We start from the raw sequence: 23,209 nt of genomic DNA on the forward strand, positions 1-23,209 counted from the left end.
GATGGCCGACCCCGTGGTGATCGCCGGGGCCGCCCGCACCCCGCTTGGCGCCTACCAGGGCGAGCTTTCCATGCTGCCCGCGACCCGCTTGGGCTCCCTCGCCATCGCCGCCGCGCTCGATCGTGCGGGCCTCACCCCCGACCGCGTGGACGAGGTGCTGATGGGCTGCGTCCTGCCCGCGGGACTCGGCCAAGCCCCCGCGCGGCAGGCGGCGCTCGGGGCCGGGCTCCCGACCGCTGTTCCCTGCACGATTGTCAATAAGGTCTGCGGCTCGGGGATGAAGGCCGTCATGCTCGCCCATGACGCGATCCTGTCGGGCGCGTCCGAGATCGTGGTCGCGGGCGGCATGGAGAGCATGAGCAACGCCCCCTACCTTCTGCCCAAGGCCCGCGGCGGCTACCGCATCGGCCACGGGCAGGTGCTCGACCACATGATGCTCGACGGGCTGGAGGACGCCTACGACCTGCGCCCCGACGGCACGCGCCGCTCGATGGGCACCTTCGGCGAGGACTGCGCCGCCCGCTACCAGCTCACCCGCGAGGCGCAGGACGGCTACGCCACCGCCAGCATCGCCCGTGCCCGCGAGGCGACCGGGCGCGGCGCCTTCGCCTGGGAGATCGTGCCCGTCGAGGCCAAGGGCGAGCCCATCATCACCGACGAGGGCCCCCGCCGAATCAAGCCCGAGAAGATTCCGACCCTGAAGCCCGCCTTCGCCCCGGACGGCACCATCACCGCCGCGTCCTCTTCCTCGATCAACGACGGCGCGGCGGCCCTGGTCCTCCTGCGCCAGTCCCGCGCCGAATCCGAAGGCGTCCAGCCCCTCGCCCGGATCATCGGTCAGGCCACCTTTGCCGGAGAGCCCGGCTGGTTCACTACCGCCCCGATCCACGCCATCCGTCGCCTCTGCGACCGCCTCGGCTGGCGGCCCGGCGACGTGGACCTCTACGAGATCAACGAAGCCTTCGCCGTTGTGCCCATGGCTGCGATGCAGGAACTGGGCCTCCCGCACGACCGGGTGAACGTCCAGGGCGGCGCCTGCGCTCTGGGCCATCCCATCGGCGCCTCGGGCGCGCGCATCCTCGTGACGCTGCTGGGGGCCCTGCGCGAGCGCGACCTCGACCGGGGCATCGCCGCCATCTGCATCGGCGGCGGCGAGGCCATGGCCGTCGCGGTGGAGCGCCTGCGCTAGAGCGCGACCCCCTTGGGCTCGATGCGCCCCAGTGCGCGAAGGACATGCAAACCCAGTTCCGGTCCGCTGAAGGGCTTGCCGACCACCGCCTCGCCTTCCAGGGCATGGACACCGGAATAGCCGGTCATGAACAGAACCGGCAGGTCCGCCCGCTCGGCCCGCATCCGTCGGACCAGCTCCGGCCCGTCGATCCCCGGCATGACGACGTCCGTCAGCAGCAGATCGATGGCGTGGCTCTGCGCCAGTCCCTGCGCGGCCGCCCCGCCCGCCGCCTCCACGACCTCGTAGCCCAGTTCGCGCAGATAGGCGGCCGTGACGGGGCGCACCTGGTCGTCGTCGTCCACCAGAAGGATCGCCGCCCGCCCGTGCAGTTCGGGCGCGACCGCTGCCTCCGTCGCCGCGTCGACCGGCTCCACGGCCGAGCGCGGCAGGTAGATCCGCATGGTGGTGCCCCGGCCCGGCGCGCTGTCCACCGTCACCGTCCCGCCCGCGCCATGGGCGAAGCCGTGCACCTGCGACAACCCAAGCCCCGTGCCCTGTCCGGGGTCCTTGGTGGTGTAGAAGGGCTCGAAGATACGCGCCGCCTTGGCCTCATCCATGCCGCAGCCGGTGTCGGCCACGGCGACCACGACAAGGTCGCCCGGCCCCAGCCCCTCGGGTCGGGGCTCGGCCGCTCCAAGATTGCGCGCACTCACCCGCAGGCGACCACCCTCAGTCATCGCGTCGCGCGCATTGATCGCCAAGTTCAGCAGCGCCACCTCGAACTGGTTGGGGTCCACCAGCACCGGCCAGGTCCCCGGGGCGACCTCGATCCCGCAGTCCACCTTGGCGCCCGCCGCATGGCGGATCATCCCTTCGAGCTCGCCCACCATCGCGGCCGGATCGACCACCTTGGGCTCCAGCGGCTTGCGTCGCGCAAAGGCCAGCATCCCGCGCACCAGCGCCCCCGCCCGCTCGCCCGCCTTCTGGCCCTGCTCGATGACGAAGCCGAGCTTCGGGTCGTCGATGCGCCGGTCGAGGATGGCGAAGGCGCCCTGCACCGCCGCCAGGATGTTGTTGAAGTCGTGCGCCACCCCGCCCACCAGCCGGCCCAGCGCCTCCATCTTCTGCGCCTGGAGCAGTTGCGACTGCGCGGTCTCCCGCCGGCGCATCTCGGCCTGGAGGCTCAGCGCAGCCTCTTCCAGCGCTCCGGTCCGCTCGGTCACGCGGGCCTCCAGGACGGCATTGAACGACCGCAGCGCCGCCTCGGCCCGCGCCCGCTCGGTCGCCACGGCGACGTAGTGGCAGACCGTCTGCAGGAACGCGATATCCTCGTCCGTGAACGGTCGCCCCGAACGGCGGCCGAAGCCCAGCGTCCCCAGCAGCGTGCCATCGACCATCAGGGGCGTGCAGGCATAGGCGGTCAGGCCCTGGCCCCGGATGAAGGCGTGAAGCGGGTCGTCCGAATCCTGCACCCTAGCGACATGTGCCGGCCGGCGGTCGCGCGCGACGCAGCCGCAGACGGCCTGCCCCAGCTCCAGCCGGGCGCCGTCGCGGACGGCGGCCTCCGTGAGGCCGGCATGGGCGGCCAGGAGCAAGCTGCCGGACTCGTCGAGCCGATAGTTGAAGAAGACATCGAGAGCCAACGGCTCCGCGATGAGCCCATAAACCCCTTCCACCATGGCCGCAGGCTCGCCCGACACCAGCAGCCGCTCGGCCGCCTGCGCCAGAAGCGCAAGCCGCTCCTCGCTCGCGTGCTGACGGGTGATATCGCGCGAGACGGACAGCAGGCGCTCGGGCGCGCCATCCGCGCCCGCGATGACGGTCACCGACACGTCCCACCACTTGGGAGTGCCGCGGGCGGTGGGACAGAAGGCCTGGAACCGGCCCGTCCCGCCTGCCAGGGCCGCCGCGATGGCCTCGCGCACGCGGGGGCGGTCCTCCGGCGTCCAGAAGGAGATCCAGTCCACGTCCCGGAGCTGCCGGTCGAAGTCATCGACCTCCATGGCGCAGAGCCCGCCTTCGGAGAAGAACTCGAGCCGGCCGTCGAGGCTCAGAAGCTTGATGCAGTCCGGCGAGGCGGACAGGATCCGGCGATTGAGCTCCTCGCTCGCGCGCAGAGCCTCCTCGGCCTCCTTGCGGGCCGTGATGTCGAGAAAGGCGCCCGCGACGACGCGCGGCTGCCCCTTGGCATCGCGCTCCACGACGCGGCCCGAGTCCAGGATCCAGACCCAGCGCCCGTCCTTGTGGCGGACCCGGTATTCGCACCGGAAGAATGGCGTCCGCCCCGCCAGATGGGGTTCGATCCCGGCCAGCGCCACCGCGCGATCGGCCGGATGGACCATCCCGCCCCAGGCCGCCGGGTCACGGGGCATCTCGTCGGGCTCGTGGCCAAGGAGTTCGCGGCAGCCATGCCCGTAGTCCACGATCCGGGCCTCCAGGTCGCGCTGCCAGGTCCCCAGCCCCACCCCGTCCACCATGGCGGCGATCCGCGCATCCCGCCGGTGGCGGTCCCGGGTCAGACGGGCCTCGGAATCGAGCCGCCCCGCCCGCATGACGAGCGCCGCCGAAACCGCCAGCAGCGACACGACGCCCGCCACCATGCCCTAGAGAGCCCAGCGGGCTCGCGCCTCGGCGCGGTCGGCCGCGTCGCCGCGCCGTGCCAGCGTCCGCTCCTCCTCGCCGATCAGGCTCGCGATGAGCGCGCGCGCGCGGATCATCGCCTCGCGCCCTTCATTTGTGTTGATGATGGCCAGGGCCTCGGCCTGCCGTTCGGCCTGCCAGAGCTGCACCGTCTGGTCCAGAAGCGCAACCCGGCGCTGAGCCAGCCGCGACAGAGCAAGGATCCGGCCATTCTGCACCGGATCGCCCGAGGTCATCTCGTCCAGTTCATGCAGATGACGGCCGACTTCGACCATGCCCGCATAGTAGAAGTCGAGATACTCCGAGTCCCCGGTCAGCAGGAAGCCGCGCTGCCCCGTCTCCGCGGACTGGAGCGCGGACAGGGCCCGTTGCGCGTCCACGATCACTTCGACTCCATGCAGCCGCGCCCGCTCGGCCTCGGCCCGGACGCGGTCGCTGGCGACCGCGTTCCAGACCAACGACAGAAGCAGGACGAGAACCCCGATCAGCGAGGCCAGGATCGGCGCCGACCGCGCCGGGCCAGCCCGTCCCTTCAGGCGTGCTGACGCCATGGCCGCTCGTTCCGCTTCGGCTGGAGAGTCCACGACCGCTCTCGGCCGGGCATCGACGTCGTCACGCAACCTGCACCTGCCAAGCCCGACCAATCCGAGGAGACCTCCGCTTACCCCGGCGCCATGGTTCGCTCAATCGTCGCGTGGCCGTCGGGGCTGCGACCATCCGTCCCCGCCTCAGGTCGGCTCCGGCCCGGCTGCGTCCAGCATCCGGGCGGCAGGCGCGACCAGTTCCCAGGTCACCCCCTCCGGCGCATGGTCCAGCCGGACCGAGCCGTCGACGGACGCCTCGGCCATGCGCACCATGACCACCGTGCCGAAGCCCGTCCGCGTCGGGGCCGCCACCGGCGGCCCGTCCCTCTCGATCCAGCGAAGGCGCACCACCGCGCCCTCGCCCTCGCCCTCGCCATCCACGCTCCAGCCCACATGGACGTGGCCCTGCCCGTCCGACAGCGCGCCGTACTTGCCGGCGTTGGTGGCCAGTTCGTGCAGCGCCATCCCCACCGCCTGCGCCGCCCCGGGCGTGAGCCGCAGGGGCGGCCCGGCCAGCGTCACACGGTTTCCCGCCAGATCGGCGAAGTGCGCGAGCTGCGACAGGACCAGCGACCTCAGGTCGACGTGCCGCCAGTCGCCGCGCACCAGCAGGTCGTGGCTGGCCGACAACGCGGCCAGCCGCAGGAAGAAGAGGTCGGCGAACCGCTCGGGGTTCGAGCGCCGCGCCGTCTGCCGCGCCACCGCCTGCACCACCGACAGGAGGTTCTTGGACCGATGGCTCATTTCGCGCAGCAGCAGCTCGGTCTCGGCTTCCGTCCGCCCTCCGGCGGTCGGCCCCGGTTCGCGCCGGATCACAGGCTCCGCCCGCGAGCGTCGCCCGACGAGAGCCGCCAAGGCCAGCAGCCCCCCGAAAAGCTGGACCGCGAGCAGCGCGTCCTGCGGCGCCGCATCCGGCAGGACGAAGGGTCCCTGCCCGCCCAGCGTGCCCCAGGCTGCCGCGCAAGGAACCACGACCGCCACCAGAGCCGCGCCCGCGCGGGGCAGCCGCGCGATCGCCAGCAGGAGAAGAGGCACCAGCGCCGCCAGCGCCAGCGGCGCGGGACCGGGCGCCGGGCCGAAGGTCATCGCCGTCAGTCCCGCCAGGGCGCCGCCCATCGCCAGCCACTCGACCAGGGTCCTCGGCGCGGGACGTTCCCGGACATGCGCCGACCAGAGCGCCAGGACAAGCGGCGCCACGGTCAGCGTGCCCACCGCATCGGCCAGGAACCAGGCCCGCCACGCGACCCACAGGCTCCCGGCCTCCACCGACCACGATCCGGTCGCCAGAGCGCCCAGCAGCGCCGCGGGTCCCTGCACCAGCCCCACGGCGGCCAGCACCACCCGGAGCACCTCGCCCGAGGTGACCCCCCGCATCGTCCGGCCGAAAAGCCGCCCGACCACCAGAACGGCCAGCAGCGGCTCGACCACGTTCACCGCTGCAAAGCCCAGCGTCGGCAGGACCCCTTGCCCGACCATCAGGTTGGCGGCGGCATTGCCGACGGCAAGGCCCAGCCCGCAGGCGGGCCAGCTCAGGCGCGGCAGCCGCAGGAACAGAGCGATTCCCAGGCCCGCCGCCGGCCAGAACAGCGCGACGGTCCCCGGTCCCGCCAGGAACAAGAGCCCCAGCGCCGAAGCCGCCGCATAGGCCAGAGCCACCGGCAGGGCGACGCCCAGGCCCGAGAGCCAGAAAGGTCGCCGAAGGAACGCCAGCGCGATCATCCCGCCGCCTCCTCGGGCCTCGCGGCCGGGCGGCCGGCGGCGGTCATCGTTCCGGGCTCGCGAAGATCGGATAAACCCCGGGCAGCACGCTTTCGAAATGGTTCACCACCGCCGCATGGCAGCCACAGGCGGCCTGCTCCAGCGCGGCGCGGTCCGACACGGTGATGCGCCCGCGCGAATAGCTGATCAGCCCCCGCGCCTGCAGCGAGGTCGCCGCCGCCGTCACCGTGGTCCGCTGCACGCCCAGCATCTCGGCCAGGAACTCCTGCGTGAGCGGCACCTCGTTGCCTCCCGCCCGGTCCTGCGCCGTCAGGAGCCAGCGGCAGAAGCGGGGCTCGAGGCTGTGGAGCACGTTGCAGGCCACCGACTGGAGCACCTGCGCGATCATGCAGTCGGCGTAGCGGGCCAGCGCGTCGCGCAAGCTGGCAGAGCGGCCCTTCATCTCCTCCAGCCGGTCGCTGTCGATCCTCAAGGCGCCGCCCGGGATCTGCACCACGGCGCGGGCGAAGGCCGGCTTGTGGCCCATCGACACGATACCTCCGATCGCCCCCTCGCGCCCGACCGTCGCCGTCTCGGCCAGCGAGCCGTCAGGCAGCGCCACGATCAGCGAGACCATGGTCCCCCCGCAGGGGAAATGGCACGAGGTCACGTCGTCGCCGGCCTCGAACAGGATGGCTCCGCGCGGCAGAGGCACATGCGACAGGAACGGCGCCAGCAGCCCGAGGTCGTCGGGCCGCAGCGCCCCCAGAAGGCGGTTGGAGGGCATGGGCCTACCGTCCGCCCCGCTCGCGCGTGCCGCCCGTCCACCCCATCCCATCTTGCGCACGTCCCCTTTCGCGCGGGCGCGCCGGGCCAACGCCCGACGCCGCCTGTTCTTTTGACCAGAATAGTCGCTGCTTCCGGCGGCGTCTGTCTACAACTAGACATTAGGAGGAGATTGTTGCCCGCCAGGACGTCAGATCGGCGATTCGGGACGCAGCCCGGGCAGGACGCGATCATAATGCGCCGCGACCGTATCCTGGCAGTCGCAGGACACCGCCCGCAGCCCGGCCCGGTCCAGCACCCGCAGCCGCCCGCGCGCATAGCCGATCAGGCCCTGCGCCTGGAACGCGGCGGCGGTGCGGGTCACATAGGTGCGGCTCACCCCCAGCATCTCGCCCAGGTATTCCTGCGTGAGCGGCAGCTCGGCCGCGCCCTGCCGGTCCTGCATCGTCAACAGCCAGTTCGCCATGCGCTGCTCGAGGCTGTGCCGGCCGTTGCAGGCCACCGTCTGAAGGAGCTGCGCCAGAAGGCAGTCCGCATAGCGGGCCAGCGCATCGCCCAGAGCCGCCACGCGCTCCTTGGCCTCTTCGACATGGCCCACCTCGACCCGCCAGGCCGCGCCCGGGATCTGGACCACCGCACGGGCGAAGGCCGGCCGGTGCCCGCGGCTCACGAGGCCCCCGACCGCCCCCTCGCAGCCGATCAGGCCCGTGTCGGCGGTGCGTCCATCGGGCAGCACCACGATCAGCGACAGCATGGTCCCGTCGCAGGGAAAGTGCATCCAGCCCACGTCCTCGCCAGGCTCGAACAGCCGTTGGCCGCGGGACAGTTCCACGGCCCGCAGATGCGGGGCCAGCGCCCCGCGCCCCTCGTTCCCCATGGCAGCCAGAAGGCGGTTGCGGCACAGGGCCTCGTCGCCCGGCCATGGTGAGGATTGCGCGTCATCCACGGCGCGTCCTCCCGCCCCGGTTCCCCCGACCTTGTCCGCGGCGGGGGCCGGGCGGTCGGGGTTGGTGTCCTTGTCGCCGCGCTATCTATCCCGGCGTTGCAGGGCTTCCAGCCATTCCGGTCAGGCCGCCGCCCGCCCGCGCGTCCGCGCCACGGCGTCGGTCCACAGCGCGAGCCGACGTGCTCGCTCCTCGCCGGACATGACCGGTTCGAAGCGCCGCTCCAGCGCCCAGGCCCGGGCGAACTCCCCAGGCCCCGGCACCACGCCGGTCGCATGCCCCGCAAGCCACGCCGCCCCCAGCGCCGTCGTCTCGCGCACCACCGGCCGGTCCACCGGCGCGCCCAGAAGATCCGCCAGCCGCTGCATCGTCCAGTCCGAGGCCGTCATGCCCCCGTCCACCCGCAGCACCGCCGGACGGGCGCCAAACCAGTCCTGCCGCATCGCCTCCCACAGATCATGCGTCTGGAAGGCCACGCTCTCCAGCGCCGCCCGGGCGAACTCGGCCGGTCCCGTGGCGCGCGTGAGGCCGTAGACCGCCCCCCGCGCCTCGGCGTCCCAATACGGCGCGCCGAGCCCCGTGAAGGCGGGCACCATGACCACGTCCTGCGACGGGTCCGCCGCTTCGGCCAGGGCCTGCGTCTCCCCCGCGCGGCCGATCAGCCGCAGGCCGTCGCGCAGCCACTGCACCACGGCGCCCGCGATGAAGATCGAGCCTTCCAGCGCATAGGTCACCTGCCCGTCCAGCTTGTAGGCAATGGTCGTCAGCAGCCGCGACCGCGACCGCACGAAGTCCGTCCCCGTGTTCAGGAGAGCGAAGCACCCCGTCCCATAGGTCGATTTCATCATGCCGGGCTCGAAGCAGGCCTGCCCGACGGTCGCCGCCTGCTGGTCTCCCGCCACGCCCCGGATGGGGATGGACCCGCCCAGCAGCGTCGTCGTGCCGAAATCGCCCGCGCAGTCGCGCACCTCGGGCAGCATCGCCAGGGGGATGCGCAGCCGCGCGCAGATCTCGGCCTCCCACTCGCCCCGTCGGATGTCATACAGCATCGTCCGCGCGGCGTTCGTCGCGTCCGTCGCATGGACCTGCCCGCCGGTCAGCCGCCAGATCAGGAAGCTGTCCACCGTCCCGAACAGCAGACGCCCCGCCTCGGCCCGCTCCCGCGCACCTTCGACGTTCTCCAGAAGCCAGGCGATCTTGGTGGCCGAGAAATAGGGATCGATCAGCAGCCCCGTCCGGTCCCCGATGGCCTCGCCCCAGCCTTCCGCCTCCAGCTCCTCGCAAAGCGGCGCGGTCCGGCGGTCCTGCCAGACGATGGCGTTGTGGATGGCCTGCCCGGTGTCGCGGTCCCAAACCAGCACCGTCTCGCGCTGGTTGGTGATGCCCAGCGCGGCGATGCTCCGGGGCGCGACGCCCTCAACGGCCCGCTGCGCCGTGGCCAGCACCGAGCCCCAGATCGCCTCCGGGTCGTGCTCCACCCAGCCCGAGGCCGGAAAGATCTGCAGGAACTCCTCCTGCGCGATCTTCCGGGGCCGCAGCCCCTCATCGAAGAGCAGCGCGCGGGATGAGGTCGTGCCTTGGTCGATGGCAAGGATATAGGTCATCATGCCCGCGACTGTCGCGCAGGCGGGCGGATTCGCGCAAGAGGCTCAGCCCTCCGCGGGCCGCCCCCGGAACCCCATCGCCACGACGAACTTCTCGGATGAATCCGACCGGCTCGCGGGGGGCTTGACGTTCTCGACCTTGGTGAAGGCCTGCTTGAGCCGCTTCTGAAGCTCACCCTCCGCGCCCCCGGCCAGCACCTTGGCGACGAAGGTTCCGCCCGGCGCCAGAACATCGAAGGCCAGTTCCGCCGCCGCCTCGCACAGCGCCACGATCCGCAGGTGGTCCGTCTGCTTGTGCCCGGAGGACGCCGCGGCCATGTCCGACATCACCACGTCGGCCTGCCCGCCCAGCCACTCCTTCACCTGCCGGTCGGCGTCGTCCGACAGGAAGTCGAGTTGGTGGATCTCAGCCCCCGGCACCGGGTCCACCTCCTGCAGGTCGAGCCCCAGCACCCGTCCCTGCGGCTTGCCGGCCTTCTCGCCCAGGGCGTTCACGCGCGGCACCGCGACCTGTGCCCAGCCGCCCGGCGCGGACCCAAGGTCCACGACCCGCGCGCCGGGCTTGAGGAAGTGGAACTTGTCGTCAAGCTCCAGGAGCTTGAAGGCCGCCCGCCCGCGATACCCCTCGGCCTTGGCGCGCTTCACGTAAGGATCGTTGAGCTGCCGCTGGAGCCAGAGCGTCGAGGACAGCTTCCGCCCCTTCGCGGTCTTCACCTTGACCGTGAGATCCCGCGTGCCCCGTCCCGACGTGCCCTTGGCCGGTGTCTTGCCCATGTCCTGCGTCCTCTTGCCGAAGGGGACATATGGAGCGCCCGCGCCGGAAAGGGAACCCGCCCCGCCACGGCCCGGTTGACGGCGCGCGCCTCGCAGGAACTCTCATGACCCCAGCCCGCACCGTCCGCCTCGCCTTCCGCGACCTCCCTGTGATCGACGGCAAGCCCGTGCCCGTCCATCGCGACATCTCCGCCATCGTCCGCGAGGGCGACACGCTCTTCCTCGCCTGCGACGAAGGCGCCGGGATCGAGCGTCTCCTGCGCGACGGCGACGGCTTCGGCCATCACCGGCACATCCGGCTGGGCGACCTCCTCGACCTGCCCGCCGGCCCCGAAGGCGAGATGGACATCGAGGGGCTCGCCATCGACGGGGGCTGGCTCTGGGTCCTGGGCTCCCAGTCGCTCAAGCGCGACAAGGTCAAGGCGCATGCCCCCGGCCCCGAGGCGCTCGATGACCTCGCCGACATCGATTGGGACGGCAACCGGCAGTTCCTCGGGCGCCTGCCCCTCGTGACGCGGCACGGCGGCCTTTGGCCCGTCGCTCAGGACGGCGACCGCCGCGCGGCGCACCTGCGCTTCAAGGGCAAGGGCCGCCTGCGCCGCTGGCTCCGCAAGGACCGACACCTCGCGGCCTTCCTCGACCTGCCCTCCAAGGAGAACGGGCTCGACGCCGAGGGGATCGTGGCGCGCGGCGACCGGGTCTGGGTGGGCCTGCGCGGTCCGGTCCTGGGCGAAAGCGCCGTCGTTCTGGAGATGGAGATGAGGGTGACCGGCAAGGGTCATCTCAAGGCCCGCCGGATCGAGGGCCGCTCGCGCCTGCGCAAGCACTTCGTGGACACCGACGGCCAGGGCATCCGCGACATGAAGTGGGACGGCGACGACCTTCTGCTGGTGACGGGCCCGGTCCTGTCCGGCAACGGCCCGGCCGCGATCCTGCGGCTCCATGGCTTCGCCGGGCGCGACGACGAAGGATACCTGGGCGAGTCCGGCCAGACCCTTCTCCAGCGCCTGCCCTATCGCGAATCGACGGACCACCCCGAGGGGCTGGTCCAGTGGGACGGCCCTGAATGGCTCGTGGTCTGCGACAGCCCTGCTCCGGAGCGCGTGGGCGACGACCCGCCCTACGTCGATGGCGACGTCTGGCGCCTGTAGGGCGGGCGTCGCACCGCCGCCACCTGCGTGACCCTTGCAGGTGCCCGATTCGCACAAGCTTGCCCGAACCGGCCACCCCATTTCGGGTGTTGCGCGAAGCGGGGGAGGACCGTTCGGTCCTGTCAGAAACCGTTAAGGATCGTCCGGCAGTCTGCGGGCATGACACACGCCATGCCCGCCTCCGTTGTCCAACTTCCCCGCGCCTCAGGCGCGGCGACGCCCGCCCGCGCGGCGCTGGCGGCCTTCGCCCTCGGCCTGCGGGGCGCGGTTGAACTTGATCCACTCGCCGCCCGAGGGGTCGTTGTTGGTCAGGAAGTTGGCGGCGCGGATGGCCTCCATCTCCTTGCCCGGACGGGGACGGGTCGAGCCCAGCCCGAACAGCGTCACGAAGATCTCGTCGTCCATGCCCTCGGGCAGCACGATCCCGGCCGCCGCGACCTCGGCCTTCTTCTCGGCGATGACCTTCTGCGTCACGGGCAGCGCGACCGGGTTCATGATCGCGCTGGTCATGCCCGCGCCCATGGCCATCGGCAGGAAGGCGTTGTTGATGCCGTGCCGGTTCGGCAACCCGAAGGAGATGTTGGACGCCCCGCAGGTCGTATTCACGCCCAGTTCCTCGCGCAGGCGGCGCACCAGCGTGAAGACCTGGAGCCCGGCCGTCGCCATCGCGCCCACCGGCATCACCAGCGGATCGACCACGATGTCATGCGCCGGGATGCCGAAGTCGGCCGCGCGCTGCACGATCTTCTTTGCCACGGCGAACCGCACGTCCGGGTCCTCGGAGATCCCCGTGTCGTCATTCGAGATCGCCACCACCGGCACATTGTACTTCTTGACGAGCGGCAGCACGAACTCCAGCCGCTCCTCCTCGCCGGTGACCGAGTTCAGGAGCGGGCGCCCCTTGCAGACCTGAAGCCCGGCCTCCAGCGCCGCGGGCACCGAGGAGTCGATGCAGAGCGGCACGTCCACCAGCCCCTGCACCAGCTCGATGATCTTCCGCATCAGCGGAGGCTCGGTCTCGTTGGGGTTGGGGTTCGAGTTGTAGACCACGCCCGCGTTGATATCGAGCACCGTGGCCCCGGCCGCCACCTGGGCGATGGCGTCGGATTCGACGGTCGAGAAGTCCCCGGCCTCCAGCTCGGCCGCGAGCTTCTTGCGCCCGGTCGGGTTGATGCGCTCGCCGATCACGCAGAAGGGCTGGTCGAAGCCGATGATCGCGGTCTTGGTCGCGCTTTCGACGATGGTGCGGGTCATGTCCTATCCGTTCACGGCAAGGGCGGGCTGCTGGCCCGTCCGGTTGTTGGCCCAGGTGGCGGCGGTCGAGATGCCACCGAGAGGGAAGATATGCACCTGCTCGATGCCGAAGGACGGGTTCGCGGCCTTGTGGGCGGCGAGCTGGTCCACGACGTCGTTGGGCTCGTAGGGCAGCAGGAGCTTGGTCACGTCCATCGCGCGCTTCTGCAGGACCTGGAGCGAGGGGCCCACGCCGCAGGCGATGGCGAACTTGATGAGTGTCTGGAGCTTCGCGGGCCCGGCGATGCCGATATGCACCGGCAGCTCGATGCCCTCGGCCTGGAGGCGGTCCACCCAGGCGATCACCGGCTTGGCGTCGAAGCAGAACTGCGTGGCGAGCGCGAGCTTGGCCCCGGTCCGCTGCGCGAAGGCCTGCTTCCAGCGCAGCGCCTCCATCACCATGCGGTCCGACCCGTCGGGGTCGATGTCCTTGTTGCCCTCGGGATGCCCCGCCAGATGCAGGCGCTGGAAGCCGTGATGGTCGAAGAGCCCGGTCTCCAGCAGATCCATCGAGGACTGGAACTCGCCCAGCGGGTCCTTGCGGCCGCCCGCGAGGATCAGCCCCTCGGTGATGCCGGCCTCGCCCTGGTAACGGGCGATCCAGTCCGACAGCATCGCGCGATCGGCGATCGAACGGGCCGGAAAGTGCGGCATGACGTCGAAGCCCTGCGCCGCGATCCGCTTGGCGGTGGCGACCATGTCCTCGATGGCGGTGCCGTCGATATGGGCGATGTAGACGCGGGTGCCGGGCGGCAGGATCGCGCGGAAATCCTCCACCTTCTCGGCGGTGCGGGGCATGACCTCGATGGACCAGCCCGACAGGAAGCGGGGCGTCGCCTCGGAGGGCGCGGCGGGCGACTCGGCCTTGCGGCGCATGAACGGGAGAAGGGACATCAGGATCTCCGGAAAGCGCAGGGCGGTCACGCCCGGCCGTGGTTGTCGATCAGCGCCTTGAGGCGCGCGGTGTCGTATTCGGCTTCTATGCGCGCAGCCTCGGCGCCCGCGACCTCGCCCGGCTCACCCTCGACCGGATACGGCGCGGCCTTGCGCCATTCGGACAGGTACGAATCGGTGTCCCGGGCCCCGGCCTTCATGGCGGCCCTGTCGATGGCCTGCTCGAAGCGCTCCGAAAGCTGGATCTTGGTCCCGCGCCGCCCCGATCCGACGATCACCTGGGCCGGGATGTCGCGCCAGTACACGATGGTCACGTCGGGCATGAGGTCCTCTGCTCGTTCTCGCCTGCGTTCTATGACAGTCCGCGACATTGTCGATGCCGGTTTTCGACATGTTGGACCTGTGCTGCGACCGAGCACCGGACTTGCGCGTCGGGGGCAGTCCCCGCTAGTCTACCAGCAAGTTCAGATTTGGAGGGCGCACCATGGCGCCCAGGCGTCCCGAGAGCGCGGGCGCGTTCCCGATCGCGGTCGAATCGCCCGCGCCCAAGATCCCGGATCCGGCCACGCTCTATGCGGCGCTGGACCTGGGGACCAACAGTTGCCGCATGCTGATCGCGCAGCCCAAGGGCAGCGGGTTCCATGTGGTCGACAGCTTCTCGAAGTCAGTCCAGCTCGGTCAGGGTCTGGAGGCGACGGGTCGTCTGTCGCGTTCGGCCATGGCGCGCACCATCGGCGCCATTGGCATCTGCAAGCAGAAGCTCGGCCGCCACAGCGTGAGCCGGATGCGGCTGGTGGCGACCGAGGCCTGCCGCCGCGCCCGCAACGGCGCGCAGTTCCTCCAGCAGGTCCGGCGCGAGACGGGCCTGGCACTGGAGATCATCCAGCCCGAGGAGGAGGCGCGCCTCGCCGTGATCTCCTGCGCGCCGCTGGTGTCGACGCGCACCGAGCAGCTTCTCGTGGTGGACATCGGCGGCGGCTCGACGGAACTGGTCTGGATCGACCTGACCAGCGTGCCGAAACGGGAACGTCCCCGCGCGATCATGCGGCTCCATGCGGGCTTCCGGCAGGCGCCGGCGCCCTTTCCGGTGGCCAAGGTCGTGGACTGGATCAGCGTGCCCCTCGGCGTGGCGACGCTGCGCGACCAGTTCGAGGACGTGCAGGACGACGCCGCGCGCTTTGCGCTGATGAGCTGGTACTTCGAGGAGAATTTGTCGGCCTTCGCCCCTTCGGCCACGCAGCAGTCGCGCGAGGGATTCCAGATCATCGGCACCTCGGGGACGGTGACGACCGTGGCGGCCTCGCATCTCGGCCTCAAGCGCTACGACCGCGCCAAAGTGGACGGGCTGCGCATGACCTCGGACCAGATCGATGCGGTGGTGAAGGAATATCTGGCGCTCGGCCCCGAGGGACGCCGCGCCGATCCGCGCATCGGCCGGGACCGGCACGAGCTCATCATGTCGGGTGCGGCGATCCTGCAGGCGCTCATGCGGCTCTGGCCGACCGACCGACTTTCGGTCGCCGACCGCGGCCTTCGGGAAGGCCTGCTCTACGCACAGATGAGCGCGGACGGGGTGCTGGAGGACACGCTCTAGGCGCGTCCTCCGCGATCAGCGTCTGTTCAGTCCGAGCGGGACAGCAGGCAGACCTGCCAAGGGCCGAGCACGACTTCGGTGGTCCCGGGGGCCACGTCCACCCCGAGCCCCTGTCCCGCCACGCGCCACTCGCCCAACGGGAGCAGCGCTGTCGCAGTGCCCTCGCCCAGGTTGGCCGCGACGAAGACCTGCTCGCCACCCCCGATGCGCAGGAACTCGATCGCGTTGCCGGACACGATCATCGGCGACTGGGCCCCTGTCCTCAGAGCGGGATGGCGCCGGCGGAAGGCGATCGCGCGGCGATAATGATCGAGCATCGACCCCGCGTTGTCCTCCTGCGCGGCCACGGACAACGGCAGATGCGTGGGCGAGACGGGCAGCCAGGGCTTGCCGGTCGTGAAGCCGCCCGCCTGGTTCGACGTTTCCCAGACCATCGGCGTGCGCGCCCCGTCACGGCCCTTGAACTCGGGCCAGAAGGCGATGCCGTATGGGTCCTGCAGGTCCTCGAAGGCCACGTCGGCTTCTGGCAGGCCCAGTTCCTCGCCCTGGTAGAGGCAGACCGAGCCGCGCAGGCACATCAGCAGCGTCGTATAGGCCCGTGCCGCTGGGTCCGAGAGACGCCAGCGTGTAATGTGCCGCACTGTGTCATGGTTCGAGTAGGACCAGCAGGGCCAGGCATCGGGCGCGGCGCGCGACAGCCGGTCGAAGGCCGCCGCCACGAAGGGCGCCGTCGCCCGCGACGGCTGCAGCAACTCGAACGGGTAGCACATCTGCACCTTGTCGCCGCCCGAGGTGTATTCGGCCATGATCTCGAGGCCGCGCTGCGCGTCGCCCACCTCGCCCACGGCCGCCGCGCCGTAGGGCACGAGTTCAGCCCGGAAGCGGCGCAGGAAGTCGAGGTTCTCGGGCTGATTCTTGGAGAACAAGTGGAGCTGGTGGTTGTAGGGGTTTACGCCGGGCGCGATCGAGTCGTTGCGCATCTCGCGCGGCAGAGGCGGGTTGTCCCGCAGGTACTTGTCGGCAAAGTAAAAGTTGATCGTGTCGAGCCGGAACCCGTCTACGCCTCGCTTCAGCCAGAACCGCACCACGTCGAGCAGCGCCTCCTGTACAACGGGCTCGTGAAGGTTGAGGTCGGGCTGCGAGGTCAGGAAATTGTGCAGGTAGTACTGCTCGCGCCCCGGATGCCAGTGCCAGGCCGAGCCGCCGAAGACCGAAAGCCAGTTGTTCGGCGGAGTGCCGTCCGGCTTGGGATCGGCCCAGACGTACCAGTTCGCGCGAGGGTTGTCGCGCGATACCTTGCTCTCGGCGAACCAGGGGTGCCGGTCCGAGGTGTGCGACAGCACGAGATCGATCATGACCCGCAGGCCCAGCTCGTGCGCCCGTGTCACCACGCGGTCGAAATCGGCGATCGTCCCGAACATCGGATCGACGTCGCAGTAGTCCGACACGTCGTAGCCGAAGTCCTTCATGGGCGAGGTGAAGAACGGGCTGATCCAGATCGCCTCTGCCCCGAGGCTCGCGATATGAGGCAGGCGCTCGGCGATGCCGAGGAGGTCGCCGACGCCATCGCCATTCGAATCCTGGTAGCTGCGCGGATAGATCTGATAGATGACGGCACCGCGCCACCAGTCGGGATCGATCGGAAGGGGCGTGACGCCGGTCAGGTAGTCGGGCGCGCGGTCGGTAGGCTGCATCGCGGGACGCTCCGTGTTCATGGTCCTCGATGGTCATGGCAGAGCGGCGACAACCGGTCCAGTGGGCCTTCGGCGCCATGTTCGGCGCGACCCCGGCAACGCCGCGTCGAGCGGCGGAGGCTTGATGCCCGAGGTCGATGCGGCCTATCACCAGTGGGCTCACCAACCCGAGGTTGCCCGATGCCCTTTTCCTCCGACACGCTGACGCTCGTGGCCGACATCGGCGGCACCAACACGCGCGTCGCCCTGGCGCGGGGACAGGAGGTGCTGACCGACACGATCCGCCGCTATGCGAATGCCGAGCAGCCGAGCCTTGAGGCCGCCCTGCGTCGCTTTCTGGCGGAGTCGGGCCGCCCTCGCGTGGCGGCCGCCTGTGTCGCCGTAGCGGGGCCTGTCAAGGACGGACGGGGAACGTTGACCAACCTCGACTGGACCTTCGACGAGGGCACCCTGGCCGAATCCACGGGCGCGGGCCTTGCCGCGATCCTGAATGATCTGCAGGCGCAGGGTCATGCCCTAGGCTTCGTCGACCAGTCCCGTGTGACGACCATTGTGCCGTTCCGTGACCACAATCCGCATGCGGCGAAGCTGGTCATTAACGTAGGGACCGGCTTCAACATCGCCCAGGTCTTCGACACCGAGGCTGGGCGCCTGGTTCCTCCCGCGGAGGCGGGGCACATTACCCTGCCAGTGCGTTCCGAAGCGGACCTGCAGATGGCCCGCTTCGTCGGCGCGGCCCACGGCTTCGGATCGGTCGAGGAAGTACTCTCGGGCCGCGGCATCGTGCAGGTCCATGACTGGTTGGGAGACGTGGAGAGCGATCCGAGCCGCGCGACCTCGGCGGAGATCATGGCAGCCTTGGCCAAGGGCGGCGATAGCCGCGCCACCAGGGCCGGCCGCATCTTCGTGCGGATACTCGGCGCGGTCTCGGGAGACCTGGCCCTGACCACCCTACCCTTCGGCGGAGTCTGGTTCGTGGGCGGACTCGCGCGGGCCTTCACACCGTACCTGAAGCCCTTCGGCTTCGTGGAGGCCTTCTGCGACAAGGGCCGCTTCTCCGATTTCATGACCAACTTCGGCGTTGGTGTGGTCGAGGACGATAATGCTGCCTTGACCGGATGCGCGGCACATCTCGTCGGTTTGAGGCGGGTCGGCCACTCGCCGGCCTGACAGATAGTGCTGCGGCGTGCCGCTGCTCCAGTTGGCGCAGTCCGTTACCGATGACCTATAACTTGCGGATCGTCCCGACCGCCCTCTGCCTTCAGGCCGGCTCCAGCCTGTCAGGGCCCGAGTCAGAAGGTTGCCTGCTGCCCCGGCCCGGTTCGCCGATGTTTGGGTCACCAGTCCCAACGACATCAGGGATATCACAAGCAAGTCGCTCTTCGACGATGGCGCAGAGGGTGGCAAGCGAGAACGGCTTGGGCAGGAAGGCCGAGCCGTGCACCAAAGCTTTCTGCTCCCCGAACGCCTCCTCGGCGTAGCCGGACGCGAAGATGACCTTCGTCCCCGGTCGCAGCTTCAGTCCCTGGCGGACCCAGGTAGGGCCATCCATGTCCGGTAGCACCACGTCCGAGAGAATCAGGTCGATCGTCTGACTGGCGTCGGATACAGCCTCGAGCGCAGCGGCGGCGCTGTCCGCCTCGATGACGTGATGGCCGCGCAGACGCAAGGCGCGGGCCGCAAAGGCCCGGACCGGAGCCTCGTCCTCTGCCAGCAGAATGGTTCCCTGCGCGGGACGAGGGGGTGATCTGTCCGCCGGCACAGGAGCGGCGGTTGTCGGGTTCTCGTGGGCCGGAAACCACAGCGAGAAAGTGGTACCCTCCCCCACCACGCTTTCGGCGAAGATGTAACCGCCCGTCTGCTTCATGATTCCGTAAGCCGTCGACAGGCCAAGCCCGGTGCCCTCACCCGGCTTCTTTGTCGTGTAGAAAGGCTCGAAGATCTTGGGCAGCCGCTCGGGCGGAATGCCCAGTCCCTCGTCGATGACCCGCACGAGGACGTATCTACCCGGAGAGATCGTCGCGCGCCCCAGCACGCGCGGTTCGTTGAGCCGGAGATTGCCAGTCTCGATGCGGATTTCGCCACCGTCGGGCATCGCGTCGCGCGCGTTGACGATCAGGTTCATCACCACCTGCTCCAACTGCCGTCGGTCGGCCCGGACATGAAGAAGACCCGGGTCGTGGTCGAGGGCGAGCCGCACCTTTTCGCCCACGAGCCGGTTGAGCAGATGCGTCAGGTCCGAGAGCACGTCGCGCAGGTCGAGGGTCTCGGGCATCATGCTCTGCTTGCGCGAAAAGGCGAGAAGCTGGCCCACGAGGCTCGCCGCACGGTTCACGTTCTGGCGGACTTGGATGAGGTCGGCGTAATCGGGGTCGCCCTGGTCATGGCGCAGGAGCAGAAGGTCGCAATGGCCCAAAATGGCCGTGAGAAGGTTGTTGAAGTCGTGGGCTACGCCGCCCGCAAGCTGACCCAGGGCCTGCATCTTCTGACTTTGCACGAACTGCGCCTCGAGCGCCTTGTATTCGGACACGTCGTCGAGAACCGCGATGAGGTGGCGGTCCCCGGCCGGACCGGAGGGACTCAGCGAGACGCGCAGCACCGTGTCCTGGTGGGCGCCCGTGCCGCGCAGCACCTGAGGCCCGGACGTGGGCCGGCCCTCGGCCACGTCCGACAGCCATTCGATCAACGGCCGCCCCATACCTTCAAGCATGTCCGACAGGCGCGGGTCCGGGCGCAGGGGCGTCGGCAGCAGGGCGCGGGCATGCCGGTTCGCGGCCAGGATACTGCCGGTTCGGGACAGCTTCAGCAGCGGGACCGGGAAGTCCTCGATCGTGTCCCAAGATCGCATCGACCGGCCGGACCCCTGCCCCGGCGGAAGCAGGAGGATCACCTGTCGCTCCCCATCCTCGATCTGGGCCACCAGCCTGTCGGTGACTCCGGTGGGCAAAGCCAGCGCTTGCACCGAACCGGCCACCAGGGGCGGTTCGAGGACCAGCAGGTCCAAGTGGTCGGGCGGCTCGCCGACGAGGTGACGGAAGGCGTCATTGGCTTCGATCACCGCTCCGGCCGGAGTCGCGACCAGGGTGGGAATCCGCTCGCAGGCGTCGTCCTCGTCCCCGAGTCGCCACAGGACGAGGTCTGAGCCCAGCCCCTGGACTGTCAGATCCCGCGTCCGGCATGGACCAGGAAGGCGCAGTCGGGCGTGGCCGTCGACTCCCACCTCGGCCATGAGCCGATCCATCAGGCCTTTCGGGTCGGCCAGGCTCGGGCGCAGCACGTCCTCCATGGTTTCGGGCGATCCGAGGACCGTTCTCGTCTGATCGCTCGCACCCAGGATGCGCCCCTGCGCGTCGGTGAGGAGGCTGACAGAACGGTCGGCACGGATGGCGGACAGGGCCGTATCCCGCCGGATGCGGACCTGCCGGCGCTCCATAGCCCTGCCGGCACGCTCAAGAACGACGACGGCAAAGAGGGTGGCCCCGAGAATCCCGGACCCCCATCCGAGCGAGGTCGGTCCGGCCAACATCGAAATGACCAAGGCGACCGTTCCGGTCGCCACCACATGGATCGACAAGGCGCGGCGGAGCACGCCGTCCCCGTGCCTTCGGGGCCTGGATGCCGGAAAGGCACAATAACTGGCCCTAATGCGTTCTGCCTGTCCCACCGGATCGCCGTTGCTGACTCGTGCAATCACATTGCACCGCAAAATGGCTAACGAATGGTTAAGACCTCGTCCCTACGAAGGACGGACTGAAAGAAGCCGTCCCCAGCGTCGCCCGGTGGCACGAAGAACCGGTCGACGACCTGCCATCCTGTGTGGCGCTGGCGAAAGGCCGCGATGCGATCGTCGCATTCCTCGGCCAGGATTGAGCAGGTGGAGTAGGCCAGATGGCCCGCCGGCACGACCAGCGGCGCAGCGGCATCTAGGATGGTGTCCTGAAGCCGAACCAGATCGTCGAGGCGGCCGGACGTGAGCCGCCACTTGGCGTCGGGCGTCCTTCGCCAGGTGCCGCTGCCCGAGCAGGGTGCGTCCACCAGCACGAGATCGAAGGGAGCCTTGCGGGCCGGATCGGTGTCCAGAGCGACGGTCAGGCCCGCACGGGCGGCACGGGGCGGAAGGTCGGTCATGCGGCGCGGGTCCGCGTCGTGGGCCACGAGGTCGAGCGGCGCGAGCGACCCCATCGCCAGGGTCTTGCCTCCCCCGCCGGCGCAGTAGTCGAGCACGCGGACGCCAGCGCGAAGCGGCAATCTCAGCACCGCGGCCTGCGAGGAGGCGTCCTGTAGCTCGACGAGGCCGGTCAGGTAGGCCTGCGAGGCGGCAACCTTGCTGGCGCCTCTCGTCACGTGGAGCGCTGTGTGCACTTCGGGATCGGCCTGGGTCTCGATCTCCTCGGCCGCCAGCGCGGCCTGGGCCTGGTCGCGGGTCACCTTGCGAAGGTTGGCGCGCAGCGTCACAGGCGCGCGGGCGGTCAAGGCCAAGGCGCCGGGGTCGGCGCCGGCGCCCAGCGAGGCATCGAGGCGCGGCAGGAGCCAGTCGGGCCAGTCGAGCCGCACGGCCCGGGGCGCCTCGGCGATCGGGCGGCCGACCTCGGCCGCTGTGGGTGGGGAGAGGGCGTGGCCCTCGCCGGTCATCAGGGTCGCGGGGTCGGTGCCCGCGAGGCGCAAGGCGCCGAGCATCAGGCCTCGGCCTGTTTCGGCGCCGCCAGCCCAGCCGAGGGAGCGGCGGCGGCGGAGCGCGTCGTAGACGAGGTCGCGCACGGCAGCGCGGTCCTTGGACCCGGCGTAGCGCGCGCCGCGCGCCCAGTTGGTGAGCGTCCGCTCGGCTGGGGCCCCGGCCAGGACCTCGTCCAGGACCTGGGCCGCGGCGGCGAGGCGGGCAGCGGGAGTCATCCGACGCGGTAGTTGGGCGACTCGCGAGTGATCTGCACGTCGTGGACGTGGGATTCGCGCAGGCCTGCACTCGTGATCTTCACGAAGTGGCAGTTGCGGCGCATCTCCTCGACGGTGGCGCAGCCGGTGTAGCCCATGGCGGCGCGGAGACCGCCGACGAGCTGGTGGATCACCGCATGGGCCGAACCCTTGTAGGGCACCTGCCCCTCGATCCCTTCGGGAACCAGCTTGTCCGAGGCGGCATCCTTCTGGAAGTAGCGGTCCGCCGAGCCCCTCGCCATGGCGCCGAGCGAACCCATCCCGCGGTAGGATTTGAAGCTGCGGCCCTGGTAGAGGATCACCTCGCCCGGCGATTCGTCGGTGCCCGCGATCATGCTGCCCACCATGGCGCAGGAGGCGCCGGCGGCGATGGCTTTGGCGAAGTCGCCCGAATACTTGATCCCTCCATCGGCGATCACCGGCACGTCGCCCGCCGCCGAGGCCGCGTCCATGATGGCGGTGAGCTGCGGCACGCCCACGCCGGCCACCATGCGGGTCGTGCAGATGGAACCAGGGCCGATGCCGACCTTCACCCCGTCCGCGCCCGCGTCGATCAGGGCACGCGTTCCTTCCGCGGTGGCGACGTTGCCGGCGATGACCTGCACCTCGTTCGAGAGCGCCTTGAGGCGGCTCACGGCCTTGCCCACGCCCTCGGAATGGCCGTGCGCGGTGTCGATCACCACGATGTCCACCCCGGCCTCGACCAGGGCCTGGCTCCGCTCGAATCCCGCCTCGCCCACCGTGGAGGCGGCGGCGACACGGAGGCGGCCGAGGGCGTCCTTGCAGGCGGCGGGGTTCAGCACGGCCTGCTCGCTGTCCTTGAGCGTGAGAAGCCCGGTCAGCTTGCCCTGCCCATCGGTGATGAGGAGCTTCTCGATCCGGCGGGCCTTCATCAGCGAGCGCGCGGCGTCGAGGTCGGCGGGCTCATGCAGGACGGCGAGGTTGTCGCTGGTCATCATCACATGGACCGGGGTGCGGTCGTCGGAGGCGAAGCGCATGTCGCGGTTGGTGACGATGCCGACCACGCGACCCTTCTCGTCCACCACTGGGAAACCGGTGACGCCGTGGCGGGCCTGAAGGGCCTTGGCGTCGGCCAGCGTCTGGTCGGGGCGCAGGGTGATCGGCGCGTCCACGATGCCCGAGACGAAGCGCTTGACCATGCGGACCTCGGCGGCCTGCAGCTCCAGGTCGAGGTTGCGGTGGATCACGCCGATGCCGCCGGCCTGCGCCATGGCGATGGCCATCCGGCCCTCGGTCACGGTGTCCATCGCGGAGCTGAGCAGCGGGATGTTCATGGCGATGCCGCGCGTCACCCGGGTCCGCGTGTCCGCCGTGGACGGCAGGACCGACGAGGCTGCTGGGACCAGGAGCACGTCGTCGAAGGTGAGGGCTTCGCGGATCTCCATGGGGCGACTCCTGGGCTGGGACGGAATCACTGCCTCTTGTCACGGAA

Annotated in this window: 18 protein-coding genes; 4 read left to right on the plus strand and 14 right to left on the minus strand. The window is 70.3% G+C overall.

The window, feature by feature from the left end; translation table 11 throughout:
- The first annotated feature begins 1 nt into the window (after window position 1).
- On the plus strand, window positions 2-1,189 hold the full coding sequence (locus tag FHG71_RS09790) for an acetyl-CoA C-acyltransferase (RefSeq protein WP_139081445.1): 1,188 nt from the start codon (window positions 2-4) through the stop codon (window positions 1,187-1,189).
- Here the strand turns inward: FHG71_RS09790 and FHG71_RS09795 are convergent.
- The 7 genes from FHG71_RS09795 to FHG71_RS09825 form a co-directional block, all read right to left on the minus strand.
- Window positions 1,186-3,771 (minus strand): PAS domain-containing protein, encoded by a 2,586-nt coding sequence (locus FHG71_RS09795; RefSeq protein WP_139081446.1) that lies wholly within the window; start codon window positions 3,769-3,771, stop codon window positions 1,186-1,188. The genes FHG71_RS09790 and FHG71_RS09795 overlap by 4 nt on opposite strands.
- 3 nt (window positions 3,772-3,774) lie before the next feature.
- Window positions 3,775-4,362, minus strand: coding sequence for a CHASE3 domain-containing protein (locus FHG71_RS09800; RefSeq protein ID WP_139081447.1), 588 nt, complete (start codon window positions 4,360-4,362; stop codon window positions 3,775-3,777).
- Window positions 4,363-4,539: 177 nt separating this feature from the next.
- On the minus strand, window positions 4,540-6,114 hold the full coding sequence (locus tag FHG71_RS09805) for a sensor histidine kinase (protein WP_139081448.1): 1,575 nt from the start codon (window positions 6,112-6,114) through the stop codon (window positions 4,540-4,542).
- A gap of 43 nt (window positions 6,115-6,157) precedes the next feature.
- Complete coding sequence (locus FHG71_RS09810) at window positions 6,158-6,880, minus strand: Crp/Fnr family transcriptional regulator (RefSeq protein WP_139081449.1); 723 nt, start codon at window positions 6,878-6,880, stop codon at window positions 6,158-6,160.
- Between the two features lie 189 nt (window positions 6,881-7,069).
- Entirely contained in the window at window positions 7,070-7,825 is a 756-nt protein-coding gene (locus FHG71_RS09815; protein ID WP_139081450.1) for a Crp/Fnr family transcriptional regulator, read from the minus strand.
- Between the two features lie 120 nt (window positions 7,826-7,945).
- Window positions 7,946-9,427: a glycerol kinase GlpK gene (gene glpK, locus FHG71_RS09820; RefSeq protein WP_139081483.1), complete on the minus strand. Its 1,482-nt coding sequence runs from the start codon at window positions 9,425-9,427 to the stop codon at window positions 7,946-7,948.
- A gap of 45 nt (window positions 9,428-9,472) precedes the next feature.
- Window positions 9,473-10,201 carry an RlmE family RNA methyltransferase gene (locus FHG71_RS09825; protein ID WP_139081451.1) on the minus strand — a complete coding sequence of 243 codons (729 nt, stop codon included), beginning with the start codon at window positions 10,199-10,201 and terminating at the stop codon, window positions 9,473-9,475.
- Window positions 10,202-10,305: 104 nt separating this feature from the next.
- Here FHG71_RS09825 and FHG71_RS09830 point away from each other — a divergent pair, with 104 nt between their 5' ends.
- Window positions 10,306-11,352: a DUF3616 domain-containing protein gene (locus FHG71_RS09830; RefSeq protein ID WP_176559361.1), complete on the plus strand. Its 1,047-nt coding sequence runs from the start codon at window positions 10,306-10,308 to the stop codon at window positions 11,350-11,352.
- A gap of 204 nt (window positions 11,353-11,556) precedes the next feature.
- Here FHG71_RS09830 and FHG71_RS09835 read toward each other — a convergent pair whose 3' ends face one another.
- From FHG71_RS09835 to FHG71_RS09845, 3 genes are read right to left on the minus strand one after another with little or no spacing between them, the layout of a single operon-like run.
- On the minus strand, window positions 11,557-12,606 hold the full coding sequence (locus FHG71_RS09835; protein WP_139081453.1) for a methyltetrahydrofolate cobalamin methyltransferase: 1,050 nt from the start codon (window positions 12,604-12,606) through the stop codon (window positions 11,557-11,559).
- A gap of 3 nt (window positions 12,607-12,609) precedes the next feature.
- A complete protein-coding gene (locus FHG71_RS09840) occupies window positions 12,610-13,539 on the minus strand; it encodes a methylenetetrahydrofolate reductase (protein WP_139081454.1) in 930 nt (309 codons plus the stop codon).
- Between the two features lie 26 nt (window positions 13,540-13,565).
- On the minus strand, window positions 13,566-13,862 hold the full coding sequence (locus FHG71_RS09845; protein ID WP_139081455.1) for a virulence factor: 297 nt from the start codon (window positions 13,860-13,862) through the stop codon (window positions 13,566-13,568).
- Between the two features lie 161 nt (window positions 13,863-14,023).
- Between FHG71_RS09845 and FHG71_RS09850 the strand changes: the two genes are divergently transcribed.
- On the plus strand, window positions 14,024-15,133 hold the full coding sequence (locus FHG71_RS09850; protein WP_139081456.1) for a Ppx/GppA phosphatase family protein: 1,110 nt from the start codon (window positions 14,024-14,026) through the stop codon (window positions 15,131-15,133).
- Between the two features lie 26 nt (window positions 15,134-15,159).
- Here the strand turns inward: FHG71_RS09850 and FHG71_RS09855 are convergent, their stop codons facing one another.
- Window positions 15,160-16,827 (minus strand): alpha-amylase family glycosyl hydrolase, encoded by a 1,668-nt coding sequence (locus FHG71_RS09855; RefSeq protein WP_139081457.1) that lies wholly within the window; start codon window positions 16,825-16,827, stop codon window positions 15,160-15,162.
- 210 nt (window positions 16,828-17,037) lie between these two features.
- On the opposite strand from FHG71_RS09855, the gene FHG71_RS09860 reads away from it, so the two are divergent.
- Window positions 17,038-17,997, plus strand: coding sequence for a glucokinase (locus FHG71_RS09860; RefSeq protein WP_342777512.1), 960 nt, complete (start codon window positions 17,038-17,040; stop codon window positions 17,995-17,997).
- A gap of 91 nt (window positions 17,998-18,088) precedes the next feature.
- On the opposite strand, the gene FHG71_RS09865 is transcribed toward FHG71_RS09860, so the two are convergent.
- From FHG71_RS09865 to guaB, 3 genes are all read right to left on the minus strand, one after another.
- The gene (locus FHG71_RS09865; RefSeq protein ID WP_139081459.1) at window positions 18,089-20,416 is read right to left on the minus strand and encodes an ATP-binding protein; all 2,328 of its coding nucleotides are present in this window, start codon (window positions 20,414-20,416) and stop codon (window positions 18,089-18,091) included.
- Between the two features lie 122 nt (window positions 20,417-20,538).
- Window positions 20,539-21,717 (minus strand): RsmB/NOP family class I SAM-dependent RNA methyltransferase, encoded by a 1,179-nt coding sequence (locus FHG71_RS09870; RefSeq protein ID WP_139081460.1) that lies wholly within the window; start codon window positions 21,715-21,717, stop codon window positions 20,539-20,541.
- Window positions 21,714-23,162, minus strand: coding sequence for an IMP dehydrogenase (gene guaB / locus FHG71_RS09875; RefSeq protein ID WP_139081461.1), 1,449 nt, complete (start codon window positions 23,160-23,162; stop codon window positions 21,714-21,716). The genes FHG71_RS09870 and guaB overlap by 4 nt, the downstream gene beginning before the upstream one ends.
- Window positions 23,163-23,209 lie beyond the last annotated feature (47 nt).

This window comes from Rubellimicrobium roseum (assembly GCF_006152145.1).
Classification (GTDB): Bacteria; Pseudomonadota; Alphaproteobacteria; order Rhodobacterales; family Rhodobacteraceae; genus Rubellimicrobium; species Rubellimicrobium roseum.